The sequence below is a fragment of the Umezawaea sp. genome, assembly GCF_057122925.1.
Map to the genome: position 1 here is coordinate 1 of NZ_DBNGPQ010000122.1, position 17,930 is coordinate 17,930.

The following is a 17,930-nucleotide window of genomic DNA, read 5'->3' on the forward strand; positions in this document are numbered from 1 at the left end:
CAGCGGCGGGAGCGCGACCTTCGAACTGGTGCACGGTCCGCTGCGCCGCCTGGCCGAGTCGGCGGCGAAGGACCCGACGACGCCGCACGTCCTCATCATCGACGAGATCAACCGGGCGAACCTCCCCAAGGTGTTCGGGGAGCTGTACTTCCTGCTGGAGTACCGCGACGAGGCGATCGACCTCCAGTACTCGCCGGGCGACCGGTTCACCTTGCCCGCCAACGTCTTCGTCATCGGCACGATGAACACCGCCGACCGGTCGATCGCGCTGGTGGACGCCGCCATGCGGCGCCGGTTCGCCTTCGTCGAACTCCACCCGGACCTCCCTCCGGTCAAGGACCTGCTCGCGCGGTGGGCGTCGGCCAACGGCAAGGACGACGGACGAGCGGAGCTGCTGGCCAAGCTCAACGCCGCCATCGGGGACGACCGGGAGTTCAAGATCGGCCCGTCGTACCTGATGAAGCCGGATGCGGACCACGGCCTCGACCTCGTCTGGGAGCACTCGATCCTCCCGCTGCTCGAAGAGCACTACTACGAGCGTCTGTCCCGGCAGCGGGTGCACGACACCTTCGGCCTCGACGCGGTCCGCGCACTCCCGTGATCGTCCTGCCGGAGAACTCCGGGACGGGCAAGACCGTGCCGCTCACCCCGGCCCAGGTGGTCTACCTGAAGGGGTGCGGTCTGGTCGACGTCCGACCCAGCGGCGCCGACTTCACCCTGATCCCCAGGTCCAAGCGGGTGGGAGCCGTCCACGCCCACGGCCTCGACGTCGTGGTGACGCCGAAGGTGACCGTCCCGCGCCTGCTGTTCCTGCTCGGCTACGCGCTCAACCCCGGCTTCCGCCCGGAGAACGTCGAGGGCGTGGAGGCGGACGGGCTGTGGGCCGTCGTCGCGGAGACCCTGTGCCGCACCGTCGAACGGGCACTGGCCAGCGGCGTGCTCCTCGGCTACACCTCGCAGGACGTGACGAGCACGGTGATCCGCGGGCGCATCCGGGTCGGCGACCAGCTCGCGCGGCGGCCCGGTCGTGCGGTGCCGGTCGAGATCACGCACGACGAGTACACGGTGGACACCCCGGAGAACCGGGTGCTGCGGGCGGCGGTCGGCCGGATGCTCGCGGTTCCCCGCGTCGACGAGGGGATCAGGACCCGGCTGCGGCACCTGCGCAACCGGCTCACCGGCGTCTCACCCCTGGCCGCCGGGGCACCGCTGCCGCAGTGGCGACCGAACCGGCTCAACACCGCGTACCACCCGGCCCTGCGGATCGCGGACCTGGTGCTGAGGACGCTCTCGTTCGAGGTGGGGGAGGACGGCCTGTCGATCGCCGCCTTCGTCGTCAACATGGAGAAGGTCTTCGAGGACTTCGTGACCACCGCGTTGACCGAGGCGTGGAGTTCCGGGCCGGGGCGGACCGAGGGTCAGTACCCGGTGAAGCTCGACACCGGCGGTGCGATCTCGATGAACGTCGACGTGGTGCACCTGGTGGACGACGTGCCCCGGTTCGTCGTGGACGCCAAGTACAAGCTGGAGAGCGCGTCGGGCCGCTACCCGACCACGGACCTCTACCAGGTGCTCGCCTACTGCACCGCGCTCAGGGTCGACCGGGCCTGGCTCGTCTACGCCAGCGGCACCACCGGCGCCACGCCGCGGCGCATCCACAACTCGCCGATCACGATCACCGAGTACCCGCTGGACCTGGACGTGTCGCCGGAGGAGCTCATCGCCCAGGTCGAGCGCCTCGCGCGGTCGGCGTGGGCGTAGCCAACCCCGTCACTCGGGGCGGATCGCGTACGCCCTCGGGTACTTCCGGCCCGGCGTCGGTGTCGGTGAGCCGGTGAACGACACCCGCGTGCCGTTGGGCAGCACGGCGTGGTCCTCCGGGAGGTCGTCGCGCGAGACGAACCAGGACCCGCCGCGGGTGTCGGTGATGAACCCGTGCGACTGCCCGGCCCGCCACCCGGTCACGGTGCCGCGCCTGCGGCCGCGCGGTGTGCCGACGGGGGAGGCGACGGCCTCCGTCGACCGCACGAACGGGCTGCGCAGGGGGTAGTCGGGGCGGTCGGCGGGTGCGAACAGGGCGTCGAACGAGGGGGTGGACGTGGCCGCGGCGCGCAGCGGGGCCGCGGTGCGCGGTGTCCAGGCGGGCGGTGGCGCGCCGGGCGACGACCTGATGTCGACGACCGGCACGACCACGTGCACGCCGCGGGCGGACAGCCGCTTCGCCAGCGGGGCGAAGTCGGCGTCGCCGGTGACCAGCACGACCCACTCCAGCGGCACGGTCGTGGCGCGCTCCCACGCCTCCAGTGCGAAGTGGACGTCGACGCCCTTCTCCTTGCCGCCGTGCAGGGGGAGGTCGTGCCGGGTGATCCCGGCGGTGGCCAGGACGTTGTCGAACGACGTGGCGGGCGTCTGGATGCGTCCGCGCACGTAGTGCGCCTCGGGCACCAGGCAGTCGGCGAGGGGCGTTCCGGTCTCGGTGTGGGCGTACCAGCGCAGCGCGTCGTGGAAGCCGTCGAGCGCGATCCTGGCCGCCCGCTGGTGCGCGGTGGCGTAGAAGTCGCTCAGGTACGCGAACCAGGTGCCGTCGTAGAACACGCCGATGCGCTTGATCTGCCCCACCGGCGGAACCCTACCGCGCGCCGCCCGGCGGGCTCAGGACCCGACGAGTTGCGGGTACGCGTCGGTGACGGACTTGGCCGGGGCCGCCTTCGCCTCGCGGGCCGGCTCGCCGACGACGACCTCGTGGGCGCCCTTCTCGATCCCGTCCAGCGTCTCGTTCGCGACCCGCGAGGGCGCCAGCTTCGGCACGTCCACCGCCGCGGTCAGGTCCGTGTCGATGTAGCCCGCGTGCACGGCGACGACCTGCGTGCCCTGCCCGGCCAGGTCGAGGCGGGTCGAGTTGGTGGCCGACCACGCCGCCGACTTGGTCGCGGCGTACCCGCCGAGGAACGACGAGCCGCGCCACGACAGGTCCGACAGGACGTTGGCGACGACGCCCCCGCCGTTGGCCGCGAGCACGGGCGCGAAGGCGCGGCTCACGGCGATCAGGCCGAAGTAGTTCACGTCCATCAGCCTGCGCAGCTCGGCGTCGGAGCCGAGCACCGGTTCGAGCGAGCCGATCCCGGCGTTGTTGACCAGCAGGGTCACGTCACCGGCCCGGCGCACGGCGGCGGCGATCGTGGCGTCGTCGGTGACGTCGAGGTGCAGCGCCGTGACACGGGGGTCGGTGACGGTCGAGGTGTCCCGCACCCCCGCGTAGACCTTCGCCGCGCCGCGGTCGAGCAGCGCCTGCACGTACGCCGCGCCGAGGCCGCGGTTCGCGCCGGTGACCAGTGCCACCGCACCTGGGATCCGCATCGGGGTGCCCTTCGTCGAACGAGTTGGTCTGGTGATGAGACTGACCGTAGCACGGTAAGTCTGGTTAAGCGACTAACTGGGTCTGGTGACACGACTGAGGTAGGCTGGCGGCGTGTTGCACCGCGAGTACCAGACGCAGGTCTGCTCGGTCGCGCGCTCGCTGGAGGTCGTCGGCGAGCGGTGGTCGCTGCTGATCGTCCGCAGCGTCCTCCAGGGCGTCGTCCGCTTCGACGACCTCAAGGAGGCGCTGGGCATCACCCGCAGCGTCCTCACCACGCGCCTCCAGCACCTCTGCGCCGAGGGCGTGCTGGAGCGCACGCCGTACAGCGACCGGCCGCCGCGCTTCGAGTACCGCGTCACCGAGAAGGGCGCGGAGCTGTGGCCCCTGCTGGCCCACCTGCTGCGCTGGGGCGACAAGTACTACCCCGAGCCCGCGGGCGCGCCGCTGCTGGTGGAGCACGCCGAGTGCGGCGGGGCACCCGACGGGAACCTGGTCTGCGACCGGTGCGGCACGTCGCTGCGCGCGGCGAACGTCGAGGTCAGGCCGGGGCCGGGCAGCCCGGCGGTGGCCGAGGGCTGAGGCCCGGCGAGTCGGCCGGTCCGGCGCCGCTCGGGCCGCGGGCGGGCGTCGCCCGCGACCACTGGATCCCGATCGGCGACCCAGGGGTAGCATCGGGTGCATGGCCGACGTCAGGATGCAGGGCTCGACCTGCTCCGTCACCAGGAGCCTCGGGGTCCTCGGCGAGAAGTGGACCTTCCTCGTGCTGCGGGACGCGCTGGTCGGCACGACCAGGTTCGCCGACTTCCGCCAGTCCCTCGGCGTCGCGGCCGACGTGCTCAGCGACCGGCTGTCGACGCTGGTGGAGTTCGGCGTCATGACCAAGGTGCCCTACCAGGAGCCGGGCAGCCGGATGCGGTACGAGTACCACCTGACCGACGCGGGCCGTGCGCTGCACGTCGTCGTCGGCGCGCTCCAGCAGTGGGGCGACGAGCACCTGCCGTGGCCCGAGGGGCGCAGCATCGAGCGCCGGGCGCGCCGGACCGGCAGGCCGGTGCACGTGGCGTTCATCGACGACCTGGGCTACGAGGTGCCCGCCGACGACGTCGAGACGATCCGCACGGACGTCTACCCGGCGCGCTAGCCGGGGGGATCTTGGGCGCGGCGGACGAGTGCGGGGGCGACCACTGGTCCTTCCGCACCAAGACACGCGCGACCGGGTTCGGGAGGCTTCGGTAGGAGGACCTACCGAAGGAGAACCCGGTGACCCGTCGCCAGCGCACCGACGACCTGACCTCGTTCGCGGTACCGGAGCAGCCCGCGCTGTCCCCCGACGGGGAGCGGGTCGCCTACGTGCTCCGCACCGTCGACGCGGAGGCGGACCGGACCGATCGCGCGCTCTGGGCGGTGGGCACCCGGACGGGCTCGCCCCGGCGCCTCACCGGGGGACGGGCCGACACCGCGCCCGCGTGGTCGCCGGACGGGACGCGGCTCGCGTTCCTGCGGGCGCAGGACGGGCCCGCGCAGGTGTGGCTGCTGCCCGCCGACGGCGGTGAACCGGAGCGGGTCACGTCGCTCCCGCTCGGCGCGGGCGCGCCGGTGTGGAGCCCGGACGGGACGCGGATCGCGTTCGGCGCGGCCGTGGACCTGCACGCCGCGGACGGCGAGGACGACGGGGCGCGGGCACGGCGCGCGGGTGCGCCGGTCGTGGCCGACCGGCTGGACTACCAGGCCGACGGGGCGGGCCTGCTGCGCACGCTGCGCACGCACCTGCACGTCCTCGACGTCCGGACCGGCAGGACCGAGCGGGTCACCGACGGCGACTGGCACGCGGGCGACCCGGCCTGGTCGCCGGACTCCACCAGGCTCGCGCACTCCGCGAGCACGGCGGCGGACGGGGACCTCGTGCTCCGGGCCCCGGTGCACGTCGTCGACCTCGCCGACGGCACGTCGCGGCCCGTCGGCCTGCTCGACGGGTACGGCGGTCCGGTCACCTGGACCCCGGACGGCGCCGCGCTGCTGGTCGTCGGCACGGTCGGGCCGCCCACCGGCCACGCGGGCCTGCTGCGCGTGCCGCTGGACGGGTCGTCGCCGGTCGACCTCGCGGCCCCGCTGGACCGCAACGTCATGCCCGGCGGTCCCGGCTACCCCGGAGCCCTGCCCCGGTGGGTCGACGACGGCCGGAGCGTGCTCTTCTGCGCCCGCGACCGCGGCTGCACCCACCTGTACTCGGTGCCCCTCGACGGCGGCGGAGGTCCGGTCCCCGTGCTCGCGGGCGCCGGGCGGGTCGTGTCCGGCGTGTCCACCGCGGACGGCACGGCCGCCGTGGTGCTCGCGACGCCGGACTCCTACGGCGAGGTCGTCACCGTCGACCTGGCGACGGGGGAGGAGTCCGTGCTCACCGCGCACGGTTCCCCGGCCGACGTGGAGCTGTTCCCCCGCGTGGAGCGCGAGTTCACGATCTCCGACGGGACCACCGTGCAGGGGTGGCTCATCGGCGACACCTCCGCGGGGGGCCCGCTGCTGCTGGACGTCCACGGCGGACCGCACAACGCGTGGAACGGCGCGGCCGACGAGGTCCACCTCTACCACCAGGAGCTGGCCGCGCGCGGCTGGACCGTGCTGCTGCTCAACCCGCGCGGCAGCGACGGCTACGGCGAGCGCTTCTACACGGCGGCGCTGGGCGGCTGGGGCGAGGAGGACGCGGCGGACTTCCTCGAACCCCTCGACCAGCTGGTCGCCGAGGGCGTCGCCGACCCGCGGCGGCTGGCCGTGACCGGGTACAGCTACGGCGGGTTCATGACCTGCTACCTCACCAGCCGCGACGACCGGTTCGCCGCCGCGGTGGCGGGGGGCGTGGTCAGCGACCTCACCAGCATGGCGGGCACGGCCGACGTCGGGCACTTCCTCGCCGAGCTGGAGCTGGGCGGCCTGCCCTGGTCCGACCGCGACCGGTACGAGGCGATGTCGCCGTTCGCGCGGGTCGACCGCGTGCGCACGCCGACGCTGGTCGTGCAGGGCGCGGCCGACGTCCGCTGCCCGATCGGCCAGGCCCAGCAGTGGTACGCGGCGCTGCGCGAGCAGGGCGTGCCGACCGGGCTGGTGCTCTACCCGGAGGGCAGCCACCTCTTCATCCTCGAAGGCCGCCCGTCGCACCGCGTGGACTTCAACCGCCGGATCGTCGACTGGGTCGAGCGCTACGCGGGTGACGTCGCCGGGCCGCGCAGGCCCCGGATCGACGCCGAGCACTGGCGGCGCAGGCTCGGCGCGCTGGCCGAGCGCCACCGCGTTCCCGGTGCCGCGCTGGGGATCCTGCGGCTGCGCCCCGGCGGTGAGGACGAGCTGGTCGAGGCCGCGCACGGGGTGCTGAACCTCGACACCGGTGTGGAGACGACCACCGACTCGCTGTTCCAGATCGGGTCCATCTCGAAGGTCTGGACGGCGACGGTCGTCCTGCAACTGGTCGACGAGGGCCTGCTCGACCTGGACGCGCCGATCTCCGACGTGCTGCCGGAGCTGCGGCTGGCCGAACCGGACGTCACCAAGACCGTGACCATGCGGCACCTGCTCACCCACACCAGCGGCATCGACGGCGACGTCTTCACCGACACCGGGCGCGGCGACGACTGCCTGGAGAAGTACGTGGCGCTGCTCGCGGACGTGGCCCAGAACCACCCGCTCGGCGCGACCTGGTCCTACTGCAACTCCGGCTTCTCGCTGGCGGGCCGTGTGGTCGAGAAGCTGACCGGCGGCACGTGGGACCAGGCCGTGCGGGACCGGCTCCTCACCCCGCTCGGCCTGGAGCGGACGGTCACGCTGCCGGAGGAGGCCCTGCTGCACCGCGCGGCCGTCGGCCACGTCGGAGAGGGCGAGCAGCTCGTCACGGCGCCGCGGTGGGGGCTGCCGCGGTCGGTCGGACCGGCCGGGCTGATCACCTCCGCGGTGGCCGACGTCCTCGGCTTCGCCAGGATGCACCTCACCGGCGGCCTCGCGCCCGACGGCACGAGGGTGCTCGCCGGGTCGAGCGCCGAGGCGATGGCGGCGCACCAGGCGGACGTGCCGGAGAAGTTCACCCTCGGGGACTCGTGGGGGCTCGGCTGGATCCGGTTCGACTGGGACGGCCGCAGGCTGATCGGCCACGACGGGGCGACGATCGGGCAGAACGCCTTCCTGCGGCTGCTGCCCGACGAGGGCCTGGCGGTGGTGCTGCTCGTCAACGGCGGCAACAGCCGCGACCTGTTCCAGGAGCTGTACGGCGAGGTCTTCGCCGAACTGGCGGGCGTGACCGTGCCGACGCCCCTCGAACCGCCCGCGGAGCCCGTGGCCGTCGACGTGACCCCGCTGCTGGGCACCTACGAGCGGGCGGGCGCCCGGCTGGAGGTCCTGGACGGCCCGGTGCTGCGCACGACCGTGACCGGAGCGCTGGCCGACCTCGCGCCCGAGCCGACGCAGGAGTACGAGATGAGGGCCGTGCGCGAGAACCTGTTCGTGGTGAAGGACCCGAAGGTGCGCACCTGGACGCCCGTGTGGTTCTACTCGCTGCCGACCGGCGAGCGGTACCTGCACTTCGGTGTGCGCGCCACCCCGAAGGTGGGCTGAGGTGTTCCAGGCGGTCGGCCACGACCAACTCGACCGCCCCGGCTGGTGCGGGCGGACCATGACGGAGGGCGGCGCGGTGGCGACGATGGGTCCTGTGAACGAGCAGGAACACGCCCACGCCGCGGCCACGGCCGCCGGGGTCGAGGTGCGCGACGTGACCGGGCTGGCCGACCTCGAAGCGGTGTACCGCCTCTTCGACGGGATCTGGCGGCCCGCCCCGAACAACCCGCCGGTGACGACCCACCTGCTGCGCGCGCTGTCCAAGGCGGGCAACTACGTGGCGGGCGCGTTCGACGGGCCGGTGCTCGTGGGGGCCTGCGTCGGCTTCCTCGGGGCACCCGCGGGGCACGTGCTGCACAGCCACGTGGCGGGTGTGGCGTCGAGCGCGCTCGGCAGGCACGTCGGGTTCGCGCTCAAGCTGCACCAGCGCGCGTGGGCGGCCGAGCGCGGGATCGGGGAGGTCGAGTGGACCTACGACCCGCTGGTCGCGCGCAACGCGCACTTCAACATCACCAAGCTGGGGGCGCGGCCCGCGGAGTACCTGGCGAACTTCTACGGCGACATGGCCGACGACATCAACGGCGGCGACGACAGCGACCGGCTGCTCATCCGCTGGGACCTGCGCTCCGCCGCGGTCGCGGACGCCTGCGCGGGCACGCCGGCACCCGGTGACGTGCGGGCCGAGCTGGAACGGGGCGCGGTGGTCGCCCTCGGGCGGTCCGCGCACGGCACGCCGGTGGCGGGATCGGTGGAGGGGGAGACGCTGCTGGTGGCCGTGCCGCGCGACGTCGAGGCGCTGCGTGCCGCCGATCCCGGCGGGGCGAAGGAGTGGCGGGTCGCCGTGCGCGAGGTGCTCGGCGCCGCGCTGGCGGGCGGGGGCGGGATCACCGGGTTCGACCGGGCGGGCTGGTACGTCGTGACGAACGGGAAGGGCAGTCGATGAAGCTGACCGGAGTGGAGCTGCGCCGGGTCCGGATGCCGCTGGTGGCGCCGTTCCGGACGTCGTTCGGCACCCAGACCGCGCGGGACGTGCTGCTGCTGCGGGCGGTCACCGACGAGGGGGAGGGCTGGGGCGAGTGCGTGGCGATGTCCGACCCGCTCTACTCCTCGGAGTACGTCGACGCCGCCGCGGACGTGCTGACCCGCTTCCTCATCCCGGCGCTGGGCGGGCGCGGGCGGCTCGACGCGAACGCGGTCGCGCCCGCGCTGGAACCGTTCCGGGGGCACCGGATGGCGAAGGCGGCGCTGGAGATGGCCGTGCTCGACGCCGAGCTGCGCGCGGAGGGACGGCCGCTGGCGCGGGAGCTGGGCGCCACCCGCGACCGGGTCCCGTGCGGGGTGTCGGTGGGGATCATGGACTCGATCGGCGAGCTGCTCGACGCCGTCGGCGGGTACCTCGACGAGGGGTACGTGCGGATCAAGCTGAAGATCGAGCCGGGGTGGGACGTCGAGCCGGTGCGCGCGGTGCGCGAGCGGTTCGGCGACGACGTGCTCCTCCAGGTCGACGCGAACACCGCCTACACCGCGGCCGACGCGCGGCACCTGGCCCGGCTGGACCCGTTCGGGCTGCTGCTGATCGAGCAGCCGCTGGAGGAGGAGGACCTGCTCGGCCACGCGGAGCTGGCGAAGGTGATCAGCACGCCGGTCTGCCTCGACGAGTCGATCACCTCGGCGCGGTCGGCCGCCGCCGCGATCGCGCTGGGGGCCGCGGCGATCGTCAACATCAAGCCGGGCCGGGTCGGCGGCTACCTGGAGGCCAGGCGGATCCACGACGTGTGCGCGGCCCACGGCGTGCCGGTGTGGTGCGGCGGGATGCTGGAGACCGGGCTGGGCCGGGCGGCGAACGTCGCGCTGGCCGCGCTGCCCGGCTTCACCCTGCCGGGCGACACGTCCGCCTCGGGCCGGTTCTACCGCACGGACGTCACGGCGCCGTTCGTGCTCGACGACGGTCACCTGACCGTGCCGACCGGGCCCGGCCTGGGTGTGGAGCCGCTGGCCGACGAGCTGGAGGCGGTGACCACCTCGACGGAGTGGGTGCCGGTCTGAGTCGTCCGCCCGGACGAGTGAACGACCCGATTTCGTCCGCTCCGACGAACCCCCACCCGGCCGAGGGGCCTAGGTTTCGGGTATGACCCCGCGACCGCACGCCAGCCTCGGTCGGGTGCTCGACGACCTCGGCGCGACCCTGCTGGAACTCGTCCACGGCGGGCCCGACGTGGCGCGCGCCATCGGGGGCGTCGCCATCCACGACCCGCTGGACGACGCCGCGCCGCCGCCGGACGCGCTCGTGCTGGGCGTGGGGCTGGGGTCGCCCGCGGAGATCGCCGCCCTGCTGCGCTCGCTGAGCGGTCACGCCGCGCTCGGGCTCGTGGTGCGGGCACCCGTGCCGGTGTCGGAGGAGGTGGCCGCGGCCGTCGAGGACTCCGGGGTCGCCCTGCTCGGCCTGACCCGCGGCGCGTCGTGGGCGCAGCTCGCCGCGATGCTGCGGTCGCTGCTCGCCGAGGGCGACATCGGCGGGGTGGGGCCGGAGACGTTGGGCGGAATGCCGTCCGGCGACCTGTTCGCGCTGGCCAACGCGGTCGCCGCGCTCCTGGACGCCCCCGTGACGATCGAGGACCGCGGGACGCGCGTGCTGGCGTTCTCCGGCCGCCAGGACGAGGCCGACTCGTCCAGGGTGGAGACCATCCTCGGCCGCCAGGTGCCCGAGAAGTACGCGCGGGTGCTGTTCGAGCGGGGCGTGTTCCGCGACCTGTACAGCACCGACCAGCCGGTGTACATCGAGCCGGTGACGGCGTCGTCGCTGCCCCGCGTCGCGGTGGCCGTCCGCGCGGGCGACGAGGTGCTCGGCTCCATCTGGGCCGCCGTGCGCGCACCGCTCACCGCGGACCGCACCACGGCCCTGGTGGACGCGTCCAGGCTGGTGGCGCTGCACATGCTCCGCATCCGCGCCGGGGTCGACGTGGAGCGCAGGCTGCGCACCGACCTGCTCAGCACCGCCCTCGAAGGCGGTCGGGGAGCCCGCGACGCCCTGGACCGCCTCGGCCTCGCGGGCCGTCCGGTGGTCGTGCTGGCGATGGCGACCACCCACCCCGACGGGACCACCGCCACCGAGGCCGCGCTGGCCACCGAGCGCCAGCGGCTCGGCGACGCGCTCGCGATGCACCTGAGCGCGCTGCACCCGCGCTGCGCGACCGCCCTGATCGGCGACGTCACCTACGGGCTCGTGCCGTCGACCGCCGACGGCGACGAGCGCGCCCTCACCATCGCCGCCGACTTCCTCGACCGCGTCGGCGAGCGGACCAGGGCCGTGATCGCCGTCGGTCCCGTCGCGGCCGAGACCGCCGACCTGCCCGCGGCCCGCGCCAACGCCGACCGCGCCCTGCGCGTCCTGCGCGCGGGCGGCGCCCGGCGCACCGCCCGCCTGTCCGACGTGCACGTGGAGGCGCTGGTGCTGGAGCTGCGCGACCTGGCCGCGTCGCAGGGCGACCGCCCGACCGGCGCCATCGCGAAGCTGATCGCCTACGACGAGCGCCACACCGCCAACCTGGTCGAGACCCTGAGCGCCTGGCTGGACGCCTTCGGCGACGTCATCGCCGCCTCGGCCGCCGTCCACGTCCACCCGAACACCTTCCGCTACCGGCTGCGGCGGCTGGCGGAGATCGGCGACCTCGACCTCACCGACCCGGAGGCGCGCTTCGCGGCGATGCTCCAGCTCCGCGTCCTGTCCACGTCACCGCGCACCTCTTCGCAAAGAATCGACTGACATTCGCAAATCATCATTCAGTTCATGAAACTTCCCTACATCTCCTTGTGGCTGCGCTGACCGCAACCTAAGGTCGTCTCACCCTGTCGCCGGACGGAAGAGGCGGGTTCCCGATGTCACGGAGCACCAGTGGAGTCGCCGCTCGGCGGTGGACGGCGGTCGTGGTCGCCTCGGTGGCCGCCGCGAGCCTGTGCGCGGTGGGCACGGCGGTCGCCTCCGCCACCCCGGTGGTCACCCGCGCGGGCCTGGCCCCGTCGCTGGTCGCGGGCCGGGGCGCGGCGGTCGCCTTCCTCGAACAGGAGGCGGAGAACGCGGTGACCACCGGCACCGTCATCGGGCCGGACCGGGACGCGTACACGCTGCCCGCGGAGGCGTCCGGGCGCAGGGCCGTCAAGCTCGTGCCGGGTCAGCACGTGGAGTTCACGCTGCCCGCCAGGGCCAACGCGGTCACCGTCCGCTACAGCGTCCCGGACGCGCCGACCGGCGGCGGCATCACCGCGCCGCTGGACGTGTCGGTGAACGGCAGGCACAGCAGGACCGCCACCCTGACGTCGCAGTACTCGTGGCTGTACAACCAGTACCCGTTCACCAACGACCCGAACGCGGACCTGCTGCACCCGGACTGGTGGATCACCGAGTGCTCCTGCGTGCCCGCGGCGACGACGCCCGCCCCGACGATCGCGAAGCCGTTCCGCCCCAGCCACTTCTACGACGAGGTGCGGGTCAAGCTCGACCGGACCTACCCGAGGGGCGCGAAGGTGCGCCTCACCGCACCCGTCGGCACCGCCGCGGCGTGGACGGTCGTCGACCTGCTGGACTCCGAGCTCGTCGGCCTGCCGCACGTCGCCCCCACCGCCGTGAACGTGCTGCTGCTCGGCGCCGACCCGACGGGCCGCCGCGACTCCGCCCCCGCGTTCGACGCGGCCATCGCGCTGGCGAAGCGCCTGCACCGCCCGGTGTACCTGCCGCCGGGCACCTTCCAGGTGAACCGCCACATCATCGTCGACGACGTGACGATCGAGGGCGCGGGCAACTGGCACACGGTCGTCAAGGGCCGCGAGGTCGCGCTGAGCACGCCCGCGCCGGACGGTTCGGTGCACACCGGCGTCGGCTTCTACGGCCGGGACGCCTCCGCTGGCGGCAGCCGGAACGTGCACCTGTCCGGCTTCGCCATCGAGGGCGACGTCCGCGAGCGCGTCGACACCGACCAGGTCAACGGCGTCGGGGGAGCGATGAGCGACTCGACCGTCCGGGGCCTGCACATCCGCCACACCAAGGTGGGCCTGTGGTTCGACGGGCCGATGAGGAACGTCCGCGTGAGCGACAACGTGATCGTCGACCAGATCGCCGACGCCCTCAACCTCCATACCGGCGTCACGGACTCGGTGGTGTCCGGCAACTTCGTCCGCAACTCCGGCGACGACGGCCTGGCCATGTGGTCGGAGAAGACCCTGAACGCGCGCAACACCTTCGACCGCAACACCGTGCAGACGCCGACGCTGGCGAACGGCATCGCGATCTACGGCGGCGCGGACACCACCGTCTCCCGCAACCTCGTCGCCGACCCGGTCCGCGAGGGCAGCGCCGTCCACGTCGGGTCGCGCTTCGGCGCCGAGCCGTTCACCGGGTACGTGCGGATCACCGACAACACCACGGTCCGCGCGGGCACGTTCGAGCTGAACTGGAAGATCGGCCTCGGCGCGATCTGGCTCTACGCGCTCGACCGGGACATCGACGCCGACGTCCAGGTCGTCGGCGACCACTTCCTCGACAGCACCTACAACGCGATCATGCTCGTCTCCGACTTCCCGGTGAGGGACCGGTACTCGATCACGAACGTCCACTTCGCGGACATCAGGGTCGACGGGACCGGCACGTCCGTCGTCAGCGCCCGCTCGGCCGGGTCGGCGTCCTTCGAGAACGTGGACGCCCGCAACGTCGGCGCGGTCGGGATCAACAACTGCGGCTCGTTCGGCTTCACCCCGGCGGGCTCGGAGTTCTCGGTGGCCGACCTCGGCGGCAACGACGGCGGCTGGCTCGCGCCGTGGCTGCTGCCGAACACCACCACGTGCGACGACCGGCCGCCGGTCGTGCCGCCGCCCGCGCCCGCCGCCTGGTAGCCGCGTGCCCGCGGCTGTCCGAAGTAGAGTCGCGGGCCATGGAGCGGATCGCGGGATCGTTGTACGGACTGGCCTTCGGGGACGCGCTCGGCAGGCCCACGGAGTTCCTCACCGTGGCCGAGATCGACCGGAGGTTCGGCCCCACCGGGCCGGACGACCTGGAGGGCGACCCGGCGACGGTCACCGACGACACCCAGATGGCGCTCGCGGTCGCGTGGGCGCTGCACGGGGTCGACCGGTACACCGCCGAGGTCCTCGAACCGCGCCTGCGGGAGCGGTTCGTGGCGTGGGCGCACAGCCCGGAGAACGACCGCGCGCCGGGCACGACGTGCCTGCACGCGTGCGGCGGGCTCGCGGAGGGCCTGCCGTGGGTGGAGGCGACCGTCGCGGGGTCCAAGGGGTGCGGCGCCAACATGAGGGTGACCCCGGTCGGCCTGCTGCCGGGGCTCGACCTCGACGTGCTCGCCGGGGTGTCTCAGCTCCAGGCCGCGATGACCCACGGCCACCCCACGGCGCTGGCCGCGTCCGAGCTGACCGCGTACGCGACGCGGCTGCTGGTCGACGGTCTCGCGCTGGCCGACGTGCCCGCCGCGCTGCTCCAGCGCTGCGCCGACCGGCGTCGGGTGTACCAGGGCGACTGGCTCGGCGCGCTGTGGGAGGCGCCGGGTGCGACCACGCCCGCCGACTTCATCGCACGCGGCTGGGACGAGTGCGCCGAGGCCGTCCAGCGGGTGGTCGCCGCGCTGGCCGCGCCGGACGACGGCCAGGACGCGTGCCTGGCCACCGGGGCGGGCTGGATCGCGGAGGAGGCGCTGGCGACCGGCCTCTACTGCGCCCTCCGCCACGCCGACGACCCGGTCCGGTCCCTGGTGCGGGCCGCGCGCACCAGCGGTGACTCGGACTCGATCGCCGCGCTGGCCGGGGCGTTCACCGGTGCCGCGCACGGGCTGGCGGCGTGGCCCGCGGACTGGGTCGACCGCATCGAGTACGCCGACCAGCTGGCCGCGCTGACCCGGGGTGCGCACGAGCGGGCCTGAGGGTCGGCGGGCGGCCCCGTCGGGACGGCCGGACATCGACACCCCGCGGGGGTCACGCGTCCGCGGTCGGCAGGGCGGCGCGGCGGGCGAGGATCGCGAGCGTGCGCTCGCACCAGCCGGTGGTCGCCTGCTCGACCGCCCGGCCGCCCATGAGGGTGAGGTAGGGGCCGATCCGGTCGGACCCGGCCAGGAACTCCTCCTCGGTGCGGCCGTCCAGCAGCCGGGCCCGGAGCCGGTCGTAGCGGGCGAGCTTGGCGCGGGACCACTCCAGGCGCTCCTGGACCGCCGCCGCGACGGCCCGCGCGTCGCCCGCGTCCACGGCCTGGACCTTGATCAGCAGGTCGTCCCGGAGCGCGGCCGGCTTCGCGGGCTCGGTGGAGAACGCGAGCAGCTCCCGCTCCCCGGCCCCGGTGAGGGTGAACAGGCGCTTGTTCGGCCTGCGCTCCTGCTGGACGACCCGCGCCGCGATCACGCCCTCGACCTCCATCCGGTCGAGTTCGCGGTAGAGCTGCTGCGGGGTCGTCGTCCAGAAGTTCGCCACGGAGGCGTCGAAGCGCTTGGCCATGTCGTAGCCGGACGCCTCGCCCTCCAGGAGTGCGGCCAGGACCGCGTAGCGCAGAGCCATCTGGACAACCTAACAGCATGCTGACTAATGTTCGAAGTTACTAGTCAACAAGTTGTCTATGGAGGTAGCGGTGCACCCCTTCCGCAAGGCGGTCGAGGCGGGCGACCTCGACGCCGTCGAGGCGCTGCTGGCCGACGACGTCGTGTTCACCAGCCCGGTGGCGTTCGCGCCGTACCCCGGCAAGCCGCTCGTCGCCGCGATCCTGCGCGGGGTCTTCCGGGTGCTGGAGGACTTCCGCTACGTGCGGGAGATCGGCGAGCCGGACGGCCGGGACCACGCGCTGGTCTTCACCGCCCGCGTCGGCGGCCGGGAGGTCAACGGCTGCGACTTCCTGCACCTGGACGACGACGGGCTGATCGACGACCTCGTGGTCATGGTCCGCCCGCTCACCGCCGCGCACGCGCTGTCCGAGGCGATGGCCGCCCAGTTCGAGCGGATCACCCGCGAGGCCTCGGGCGGCTGACCGCGCCGTCGCCGCGCCGGGATCACCGGCCCCGCCAGGGGATCGGCACCTTCCGGCCGCCGTGCGGTGGCCGCGCGCCCTCGGCGGTGATCGTCCCCCGGACGATCCGCAGGAACTCCCGGCGGGCGGAGTCGACGCCCCTGGGCGAGTCCAGGAGCGCCTGCGTGAACGTGGTGGCGTCCCACGTGACGTGCAGACCGTGCCGGGCCAGGTAGAGGCCGACCACGCGAACGCGGTAGCGGTCGGTGGTGTCGAGCCACGTGTAGGCCGCGAGCCGCCACAGCCAGCGCGCCACCCGCTCGGGCTCGTCGACGTCCGCGACGGCCTCCACGTCCAGCAGCCGCGACCCGACGAGCAGGTCCGCCTCGGCCCAGCGGGGGACCAGCACCGGAGCGGACACGCCCCACACGCCCGCGGGCAGCCCGTCGTCCAGCGGCCCGGTGGTGGCCCGCCTGAGCGCCGCGGGCCCGGCGGGTTCGGCGTAGTCGCGGCCCCAGCGCCGCCACAGCTCCAGCGGCCGTTCGCGCGGATCGCTCTCGTGCACGCGGAGCCGCTCGGCCAGCTCGACGAGTTCGACGACCACCGCCTCGGCGGGCAGGTCCCACAGGTCGTCGACCGAGTAGTCCTCGCGCGCGTGCAGCGCGAGGAGCCGCTCGGGGAGGTCGGCCGAGCCCCAGGCGGCGAGCAGGGCGCACATCCGCGCGAACCCGGCCTCCACGTTGGGCGTCCCCAGGACGCCCGCGCGGGCGTGCCCGTCGAGGTAGCCGACCAGGCGGCCGAAGAACTCCGCGAGCACGGGCTCGTGCCGGGTCGGCGGCCGTCCGCCCTCCTGCCCGGCCAGGTCGACCCACCCGCCGGGAGCGGGGCGCAGCTCCAGCCCGCGCGCGGCGCGGTCGCGGTCCAGACCCCGGTGCGACGGGAACGCCGCCGCGGTCCGGTCGGCCCACTCGCGCGACACCAGGCCGGCGCGCACGAGACCGTGCAGGGCGCGGTACGGGGGAGCACCGTCGACCAGCAGCGCGAGCCGGGCGCGGAACGCCCCCGCCACCTCGGTCCGGTGATCCGGCTCGACCGGCCCGGCGGGCCGCACCGGCTCGATCCGCCGCGCGGCGGTCGTGATCGACCGGGCCAGGCGCTCGGTGCCGGGGAAGCGGCCCGCGAACCAGGTTCCGAGCGCTCCACCGTCGAGCTGGCTGGTCAGGCTCACCGGAGCATCATCCCCTCGCCGCCCGCCGACGCGGGAACCGCGCGCCCGTCGGCGTGTTGCCGTGGCGCACGGGGCTCACGCGGCCAGGGTGGTGCCACCACCGAGGCGGAAGGGGAGCACGTGGACGAGGGCGAGGAACTGCTGGAGGTCTTCGGCCAGGTCGCGGACGTCAGCCTGGAGCTGGCCGTCGCGCTGGACGAGCACGGCTGCGACGTGGCTCGGGCCGCCGCCGACGGGGAACTGCTCGCGGCGTGGACCGGGGCCAGGCCCGACGCGCGGTCCGCGGTGCTGCTCGCCACGGCCTGGGGGTCGCGCGACCGCGAGCTGGAGGCCACCGACGACCAGCCGGGCAGGCACGCGGCCGAGCTGCACGGCCTCGCCCGCGAGCACACCGGGGACGCGGACGGCTTCCGGCTGGCCTGGGCGCACCGCGGCGGCGGTGGGACCTCGGCCGTGGACGCCGACCTGCGCACCTTCCTCCGCGAGGTCAAGGGCGACGAGGCCCTCCCGCTGCACGGCGGGGCGGGCGCTCTGGCGTCCCGGCTCGGCTCCGAGGACGGGGAACCCCTGACCGGGTTGAGGACCGCGCTGGTCCTGCTCGCCCCGGTGCGCCGCGCGGCGGCCTCCGCCGGGTGACCCCGCCGGTCCACCTCCCACCCGCGCGGAGGCACGACCGGCCGCGGGGAATCCCCCGATAGGGCGCTGCGGCTGGGCGGACCGGGTGCCAAGTTGGAAGGTGACGTACCGGCGGAACCTGTGGG

The 17,930-nt window shown here is 74.2% G+C and carries 16 protein-coding genes; 12 read left to right on the forward strand and 4 right to left on the reverse strand.

Annotation, left to right across the window (positions count from 1 at the left end; genetic code table 11):
* Positions 1–601, forward strand: a 601-nt coding sequence (locus tag AC156L_RS27155; RefSeq protein WP_330875214.1) for an McrB family protein, incomplete at its 5' end; no start/stop codon positions are given.
* Complete coding sequence (locus tag AC156L_RS27160) at positions 598–1,761, forward strand: McrC family protein (RefSeq protein ID WP_330875215.1); 1,164 nt, start codon at positions 598–600, stop codon at positions 1,759–1,761. The genes AC156L_RS27155 and AC156L_RS27160, both read left to right, overlap by 4 nt.
* Before the next feature lie 9 nt (positions 1,762–1,770).
* Here the strand turns inward: AC156L_RS27160 and AC156L_RS27165 are convergent, their stop codons facing one another.
* Positions 1,771–2,619: an NYN domain-containing protein gene (locus AC156L_RS27165; protein ID WP_330875216.1), complete on the reverse strand. Its 849-nt coding sequence runs from the start codon at positions 2,617–2,619 to the stop codon at positions 1,771–1,773.
* A gap of 33 nt (positions 2,620–2,652) precedes the next feature.
* Positions 2,653–3,357, reverse strand: coding sequence for an SDR family oxidoreductase (locus AC156L_RS27170; protein ID WP_330875217.1), 705 nt, complete (start codon positions 3,355–3,357; stop codon positions 2,653–2,655).
* A gap of 112 nt (positions 3,358–3,469) precedes the next feature.
* On the opposite strand from AC156L_RS27170, the gene AC156L_RS27175 reads away from it, so the two are divergent.
* From AC156L_RS27175 to AC156L_RS27210, 8 genes are all read left to right on the forward strand, one after another.
* Complete coding sequence (locus AC156L_RS27175) at positions 3,470–3,937, forward strand: winged helix-turn-helix transcriptional regulator (protein WP_330875218.1); 468 nt, start codon at positions 3,470–3,472, stop codon at positions 3,935–3,937.
* A gap of 100 nt (positions 3,938–4,037) precedes the next feature.
* On the forward strand, positions 4,038–4,499 hold the full coding sequence (locus AC156L_RS27180; RefSeq protein WP_330875219.1) for a winged helix-turn-helix transcriptional regulator: 462 nt from the start codon (positions 4,038–4,040) through the stop codon (positions 4,497–4,499).
* A 119-nt stretch (positions 4,500–4,618) separates the two neighbouring features.
* Positions 4,619–7,954: a serine hydrolase gene (locus AC156L_RS27185; protein ID WP_330875220.1), complete on the forward strand. Its 3,336-nt coding sequence runs from the start codon at positions 4,619–4,621 to the stop codon at positions 7,952–7,954.
* An 85-nt stretch (positions 7,955–8,039) separates the two neighbouring features.
* Entirely contained in the window at positions 8,040–8,897 is an 858-nt protein-coding gene (locus AC156L_RS27190) for a GNAT family N-acetyltransferase (protein WP_484407384.1), read from the forward strand.
* Positions 8,894–10,000 carry an o-succinylbenzoate synthase gene (menC, locus tag AC156L_RS27195; protein WP_330875222.1) on the forward strand — a complete coding sequence of 369 codons (1,107 nt, stop codon included), beginning with the start codon at positions 8,894–8,896 and terminating at the stop codon, positions 9,998–10,000. Before AC156L_RS27190 ends, menC begins: the two co-directional genes overlap by 4 nt.
* Positions 10,001–10,082: 82 nt before the next feature.
* Positions 10,083–11,717, forward strand: coding sequence for a PucR family transcriptional regulator (locus tag AC156L_RS27200; protein ID WP_330875223.1), 1,635 nt, complete (start codon positions 10,083–10,085; stop codon positions 11,715–11,717).
* A gap of 113 nt (positions 11,718–11,830) precedes the next feature.
* Positions 11,831–13,837, forward strand: a complete 2,007-nt coding sequence (locus AC156L_RS27205; protein ID WP_484407373.1) for a glycosyl hydrolase family 28-related protein — start codon at positions 11,831–11,833, stop codon at positions 13,835–13,837.
* Positions 13,838–13,875: 38 nt separating this feature from the next.
* Positions 13,876–14,874 (forward strand): ADP-ribosylglycohydrolase family protein, encoded by a 999-nt coding sequence (locus AC156L_RS27210; RefSeq protein WP_330875225.1) that lies wholly within the window; start codon positions 13,876–13,878, stop codon positions 14,872–14,874.
* Positions 14,875–14,926: 52 nt separating this feature from the next.
* Here the strand turns inward: AC156L_RS27210 and AC156L_RS27215 are convergent, their stop codons facing one another.
* Complete coding sequence (locus tag AC156L_RS27215; protein ID WP_330875226.1) at positions 14,927–15,499, reverse strand: PadR family transcriptional regulator; 573 nt, start codon at positions 15,497–15,499, stop codon at positions 14,927–14,929.
* A 70-nt stretch (positions 15,500–15,569) separates the two neighbouring features.
* On the opposite strand from AC156L_RS27215, the gene AC156L_RS27220 reads away from it, so the two are divergent.
* On the forward strand, positions 15,570–15,962 hold the full coding sequence (locus AC156L_RS27220; RefSeq protein WP_330875227.1) for a nuclear transport factor 2 family protein: 393 nt from the start codon (positions 15,570–15,572) through the stop codon (positions 15,960–15,962).
* A 22-nt stretch (positions 15,963–15,984) separates the two neighbouring features.
* On the opposite strand, the gene AC156L_RS27225 is transcribed toward AC156L_RS27220, so the two are convergent.
* A complete protein-coding gene (locus AC156L_RS27225) occupies positions 15,985–17,169 on the reverse strand; it encodes a hypothetical protein (protein ID WP_330875228.1) in 1,185 nt (394 codons plus the stop codon).
* A 120-nt stretch (positions 17,170–17,289) separates the two neighbouring features.
* On the opposite strand from AC156L_RS27225, the gene AC156L_RS27230 reads away from it, so the two are divergent.
* On the forward strand, positions 17,290–17,805 hold the full coding sequence (locus AC156L_RS27230) for a hypothetical protein (protein ID WP_330875229.1): 516 nt from the start codon (positions 17,290–17,292) through the stop codon (positions 17,803–17,805).
* The last annotated feature ends 125 nt before the right edge of the window (positions 17,806–17,930 follow it).

Bases quoted from the DNA above. Each gene is read 5' to 3' on its own strand.
- AC156L_RS27205 (WP_484407373.1), top strand. From the start codon at position 11,831: ATGTCACGGAGCACCAGTGGAGTCGCCGCTCGGCGGTGGACGGCGGTC.
- menC (WP_330875222.1), top strand. From the start codon at position 8,894: ATGAAGCTGACCGGAGTGGAGCTGCGCCGGGTCCGGATGCCGCTGGTG.
- AC156L_RS27170 (WP_330875217.1), bottom strand. From the start codon at position 3,357: ATGCGGATCCCAGGTGCGGTGGCACTGGTCACCGGCGCGAACCGCGGC.
- AC156L_RS27190 (WP_484407384.1), top strand. From the start codon at position 8,040: ATGGGTCCTGTGAACGAGCAGGAACACGCCCACGCCGCGGCCACGGCC.
- AC156L_RS27180 (WP_330875219.1), top strand. From the start codon at position 4,038: ATGGCCGACGTCAGGATGCAGGGCTCGACCTGCTCCGTCACCAGGAGC.
- AC156L_RS27200 (WP_330875223.1), top strand. From the start codon at position 10,083: ATGACCCCGCGACCGCACGCCAGCCTCGGTCGGGTGCTCGACGACCTC.
- AC156L_RS27215 (WP_330875226.1), bottom strand. From the start codon at position 15,499: ATGGCTCTGCGCTACGCGGTCCTGGCCGCACTCCTGGAGGGCGAGGCG.
- AC156L_RS27210 (WP_330875225.1), top strand. From the start codon at position 13,876: ATGGAGCGGATCGCGGGATCGTTGTACGGACTGGCCTTCGGGGACGCG.